This is a genomic window from Schlesneria sp. (assembly GCF_036405755.1).
GTDB lineage: Bacteria > Planctomycetota > Planctomycetia > Planctomycetales > Planctomycetaceae > Schlesneria > Schlesneria sphaerica.
Window position 1 is genome coordinate 1 of record NZ_DASWWZ010000327.1, and the last position, 5771, is coordinate 5771.

The 5771-nt window shown below is 56.4% G+C and carries 4 protein-coding genes; all 4 read right to left on the minus strand.

What is annotated here, in order from left to right:
- The coding region (locus tag VGE80_RS11400; RefSeq protein WP_440592754.1) for a DUF1559 family PulG-like putative transporter at positions 1-1011 on the minus strand (1011 nt) is incomplete at its 3' end.
- Between the two features lie 714 nt (positions 1012-1725).
- The gene (locus VGE80_RS11405) at positions 1726-1887 is read right to left on the minus strand and encodes a DUF2292 domain-containing protein (protein WP_373651209.1); all 162 of its coding nucleotides are present in this window, start codon (positions 1885-1887) and stop codon (positions 1726-1728) included.
- A 98-nt stretch (positions 1888-1985) separates the two neighbouring features.
- Positions 1986-3386: a DUF1501 domain-containing protein gene (locus VGE80_RS11410; RefSeq protein WP_440592755.1), complete on the minus strand. Its 1401-nt coding sequence runs from the start codon at positions 3384-3386 to the stop codon at positions 1986-1988.
- A gap of 71 nt (positions 3387-3457) precedes the next feature.
- Positions 3458-5771: DUF1549 and DUF1553 domain-containing protein (locus VGE80_RS11415; RefSeq protein ID WP_440592756.1), on the minus strand; the 2314-nt coding region annotated here is incomplete at its 5' end.

Here is a 5771-nt window from a genome sequence, read left to right on the forward strand (position 1 = left end):
GTTAACCGAATCAAACGGATCGTTGGGGTTCGGTGTGTTGCGCTTTGCCCAGGTCCGGCCAGTGTGATTGATGTTTTCGCTGATGAACCGGACGCTGCCATCAGCAATCCCGAAGAAGGCCCCACCGACGTGCATACTGGACGCTGCGCGACGGATGGTGGTGTTAACCGCCGAATTCGGCGGATTCATTGCTGCGACACCTTCATTGATACTCCGGTTCGATGCTGCAGCCGATCCGTAGAATCGCTTGCGACCGACTCGGCCCGCCGCCCCTTCGTCACTGATCGTCGACAACCATGACGACTCCGACGTCAGAATCGTGTTCGACGTGCCGTCCGTAATTTCGCTCAGCTTCTTGCAGACGGGCGTCGTCGCCGTTGCCGAGGGAAGTCGGCTGCGCATGAACAGCCCATTGGCAAACTGCGTACTCAATTCGTTGTAGTGGCTGTTATCGAACGAGCCTCCATTTCCGCAATAGCTTGTGACGGCCTGCATGTGAACTCCATCCGCCCCGGGTGTTGCCGCAACTTTCGGTGCAACGTCCGAAGGGCAAATGATGAACGGGAGTGGTACCTGAACCGCGATCGCATTGTTGATTTCTCCCGGTGTAACGGGATTCTCAAGGCAGCACCTCGAACCGAAATCAATCGTGTTATAAAGCGGTGCCTGATCCATCTGTGGCAGCAGGTGAGACCCCCAAAGCCAGCCAGTTCCACCATTGTCTTTCGTGTTACTCGACCAGTAGTGACCGGGCGGAAAGCGATCATGGATGTCGAGGTAATTATGAATCGCCAGGCCGATCTGCTTGAGATTATTGCGGCATTGTGTCCGACGGGCTGCTTCTCGCGCCTGCTGAACAGCCGGCAGCAGCAGGGCAATCAGAACAGCGATAATCGCAATCACAACCAGCAGTTCGATCAAAGTGAATCCACGTCCCCGCACTTCCACTCGAAGTGGCTGTCGAAGCACACCCGGTCGTGCTGACTTCGCGGTCATCGTTTCTCGCCACATTTTTTACTCTCTCCTAAGCATTTCAAAATTCAAGATGAGATAGACATATGGATAATGGTTAATAATTTGATTCGATTTCTTACCGACAACAGGGAGGATCGCATCCAGGGAATAACGCCTACTGTCAGACTTCTCGCGCTTCGTCTCCACGTGACGATGGCTGTCACGTCGCCTCTATCCACCCTGGGAGAACAGTGAGTTAACGAACTCAACTCCAGGTACTCGACAGGTGAGCCCGCCAAGTTTTCGCGCGAACTGAAGGATGAAGAAGCGATGGATATCCTGAACTGGAACGGGTCCAGCCGGAGGATCACAATCTGCGTCGTACTTTTGCAGGTGATTCCCGGCAGATTGAAGTGAAAGAAGTTCTGTGCGGCTGACGTCACTCAACCAGACCCCGTTTATCCCTCATTCAACCACAACCTCTTATGGCCCACCTGTTGCCCGCCCTCCTGAGGAGGTACGGGCGATACGGGTGAAACCATGATTGGCGTTCCACGAAGAGCGAGCACCCCACCGTGTCAATACGATTCAGTCAGTGGTAATTCAGTGCTTTTGACTGGCGGCTTGCCGCCTGCATACAGATCTCCTTGAGCACCTTGCGGGGACTTAGGCTGTTGCCCGTCGTCCTCGCAGTCTTACGGCATGGCGGACTTCTCGTCTCGTCCATTATCAACTACTACAATGCAGATATTTTTTACAGAACCAATCCCTTCAGGTCTTTTTGGGCAGGACCTGTCGATTCCGAGTTACGCGATCGATCTGGACGACACGTCCATCCCGGATGGTTACGGTTACTTCTCCGAACTGCAGCCCCTTCAGGGCTCGGACAATCTCGTGCAATACGACGTCCTGGCGGTTGGAATCAGGTTCCACGTCAGCTTCCTTACTCTGATGGGACTGGAGATGCATCGAGCCGCTTTCAATAATTGACACGTTCGCTACTGCTACCATTTCCCGGGGACTCAATTCCCTCACGCGAAAATTTCCCGCACCACGTTCCCTTTGACATCCGTTAATCGGAAGTCACGTCCCGCGTATTCATAGGTCAGCGACTCGTGATCCAGTCCCATCAGGGCGAGCAGCGTGGCGTGCAGGTCCGTGGTGTGCATCCGACCTTCCACAGCCAGTCGTCCGTATTCGTCGGTGGCTCCATAAGAGAAGCCTCGCTTGACCCCGGCTCCAGCCAGCCACATCGGGTAGCCCGTGATGTTGTGATCCCGGCCATCCTGCCCCTGCGCCGTCGGCAGGCGTCCAAACTCGCTGCCAAACAGCACCAGCGTGTCTTCGAGCATCCCGCGTTGCTCGAGGTCGGCAAGGAGCGCGGCCGTCGGCTGGTCCGTTTCCGAGCAGTTTTTGATCAGCCCTTTATGCAGATTGTTGTGGTGGTCCCACCCCGGCTGGCAGATCTCAACGAACCGAACCCCCGCTTCGCTGAGACGCCGAGCCATCAGGCACTGTCGGGCGAAGGCACCTTGCGGACCTGGCTTCACCCCGTAGGCGTCCAGCACGTGTTGTGGTTCACTCGAAATATCCAGTAGTTCAGGCACTTTCCCCTGCATTTTGAAAGCGAGCTCATACGACTGGATCACCCCTTCCAGTTGATCAGGTGCACTGGGATTCCCACTAAAATCGCGATTCATCGACTGAATCAAGTCGATCTGACGACGCTGTAGTGACGTCGAAGTCTCGGCCTTGATGTTGGGCAAGTAACCGCTGTCGTTGATCTTGGTTCCCTGATAGTGAGCAGGCAGGAAGGCACTTCCATAATTCACGGCACCACCAAAGTTCGGTGGCGGATTGATCGTGATGTACCCGGGAAGGTCCTGATTCTCTGTTCCCAGGCCGTACATCAGCCAGGCCCCCATCGAAGGCCGGGTCAACTGCGCCTGAGCCGCTCCCGTATGCAGTTGAATTACGGCCTGCGGATGAGCCGGGGTGTCGGTATGCAGTCCCCGCAGGAAGCACAACTTGTCGACATGGCGTGCCAAATTCGGATACAGCTCGGAGACCCAGGTTCCCGTTTCGCCATGTTGCGAAAACTTGAACTTGGAACCAGTCAGCGTCCCGCCGCCAGGTCCAACTTTTCCATCATTGGCCTGAAGCTGAGGTTTGTAATCAAGAGTGTCGACCTGTGACATCGCCCCTTCCATAAAGAGGAAGATGATTCGCTTGGCCTTAACCGGAAATTGCGGTGGCTTTGGTGCGAGAGGGCGTTCAGGAGTCGCCTGCTGAGACGCAACTGCCTGACGAGGAGCGGTCTCACGGAGCAGACTCGCAAGGGCCAGATAACCGAAGCCGGCATTCGCCGCTTTCAGTGCCTGACGACGTGTGATCGAGTAGGGATTGATGATCGATGACTGTTCTGAGCTCATATTCGTAAACCTTGTCTCATGGATTGAGTTGAAAATGTTCAATGCAGAACCTGCCGTGTCGGCGTGATCAGTTACTTCAGATACTGGAACTCCGCTGCTCCCAGGACCGCCTGACAGAAGCTCCACCAGGCCGCTGTCCTGGCATCACTGGCTTCAATCACAGTTTCTTTGACGGGTGCATCGACAGGATCGATGTCGTCGGGATTCACAGGAATCACCGGAAGTACAGCTGCCGCCGTCGCGTCACTCGCTGCCTGCGGTCGGGAATTCCCTTGAGTCCCCTTGGTCAACGTCGCTGGCGTGGCGGGATTATCGGCATCAGCAACCAGGTTGACGTCCGCCGCAGCGTAGGCCGGCCGGGAGGCGGATTCGATCTCTGTAACAAACCCGGTGGCTCGTTCGATTTCTGTCGGATTCGCCTGGCGGCCGAGCGCGAGTCTGTAGACCAGGTTGACCCGCTCGATATCGCTGAGGTTCGGCTGCTGGACAACTCGTTCCGCAAGCGCGAGTGCCTGTTTACGTACGAACGGATCGTTCAGCAGGTAGAGCGCCTGGGTCGGAACCGTCGTTGTATCGCGACTGCCGGTCACCATTCCCTGTTCTGCGAAGTCGAAGACTTCCAGAGAGCGAGGAGTGACACCACGCACCAGCGGCAGATAGATGCTGCGTGAGACGCTGGCCAGTGCCTGTTCGCTCAGGTTGCGAGCTTCCGGACCATTGTTCCTCATTTCGATCACTTTGAAGTCTTTTGCTGGCGACCCTTCAGGGCGGACGGGATTGAGCTGCCCCGATGCAGCCAGCATGGCATCGCGAATCTCTTCCGCGTCCAGGCGGCGAGGACTGTGTCTCCACAGGAACCGATTACCGGGATCAATCGCCAGATTGGAGCTGACGGAATCGGCACCGAGCCGGTACGTATGACTCAGGACGATCGATCGAATCAACTTCTTGACCGACCAGCCTTCGTCGACGAACTGTTTCGCCAGGTAATCCAGAAGTTCCGGATGCGAGGGCTTGTCGCCAGTCGTTCCAAAGTTATCAACCGTCGAGACAATCCCGCGCTGGAACAGGTGCTGCCAGATCCGGTTAACGATGACTCGCTGAGTAAGCGGGTTCTGCTCACTCGTCAGCCACTCGGCCAGTTCCAGGCGTCCACTCTGTTTTGGATTGACCTTTGGCTGTTCAGGCCATTCGAGCAAACTCAGGAAGCCACGTGGAACCGTCGGACCTTGCAGTTCGGCTTCGCCACGGATGCGGACTTCGGTGTCACTGATCTTCTTTCCATCCCGGACACCGTAAGCCACTTTTCCAATGACGGCAGGATCGGTCAGTGCGAGAAGTTCCTGCTGGGCCTTGTTCATGCGTGCCCGGAACGCCTGCTGTTTGGGCTTGCCATTCGGACCGACTGCGAGACCTTCTGGTGTGCCCCGAATCGCTTCGAACTCGGCACGTGCCTTTTCAAAGGCCTGCGTCGCCGCTTCGATCTTCTCTGCAAGTTGCGGATCGGTTTTGGCATCGGCCCCCACCTGCAGCAGCAACGTGTTGTCGTAGTAATCGAGACCGCCGCCCCCCATCTTGCTTCTGACACCGGCGCACAAGTCACTGCTCTGGAAGATCCCTGCCAGCGCGTAATAGTCGACGGCCGGAATGGGGTCGAACTTGTGATCGTGGCAACGGGCGCAACTCGCGGTCAACGCAAGAACAGAACGGGTAACCGTGTCGATCTGCTCATCGACGTTGTCCATGATGAACCGGATTTTGAACCGCTGGTTGACGTCTTTCACGCCAATCGCCAGAAAGCCCGTCGCAATCAGTTGCTCTGCTTTTTCGGTCGGAGAGTTGGCGGGAAGCAGGTCCCCGGCAATCTGTTCACGAATGAACTGATCGTAGGGCTTATCGTTCGTAAATGAGTCGATGACGTAATCACGGTAACGCCAGGCGTGGGGCAGAGGGATATTCCGTGCCGAGCCAGTGGATTCGCCGTAACGGGCGAGATCCAGCCAGTGACGCCCCCATCGTTCCCCATAAGCCGAAGACTTCAGCAATCGATCGACGACCTTCTCAAAAGCCTTGTCAGAATCATCACTCAGAAAGCGGTCAATCTCATCAACGGTGGGGGGAAGTCCGGTCAGGTCGAAGGTAACGCGACGAATCAGTGCAATCTTGTCGGCATCCGGGGCTGGCTGCAGTCCCGCTTCGGCCCATTTGCTGAAAATGAATTGGTCGATGGGATTGGCCGCAAACGCTTCGCTTGTGACCGTGGGTGGCACCACGGCCTTGAGTGGCTGCCATGCCCAGTGATTCCGTTTGAGTTCATCGTACTCGGGTTTGGGGCCGGTCAAATCATCCGGAATCTCTACAGCCGGCCAGGTCGCACCGTCGAGA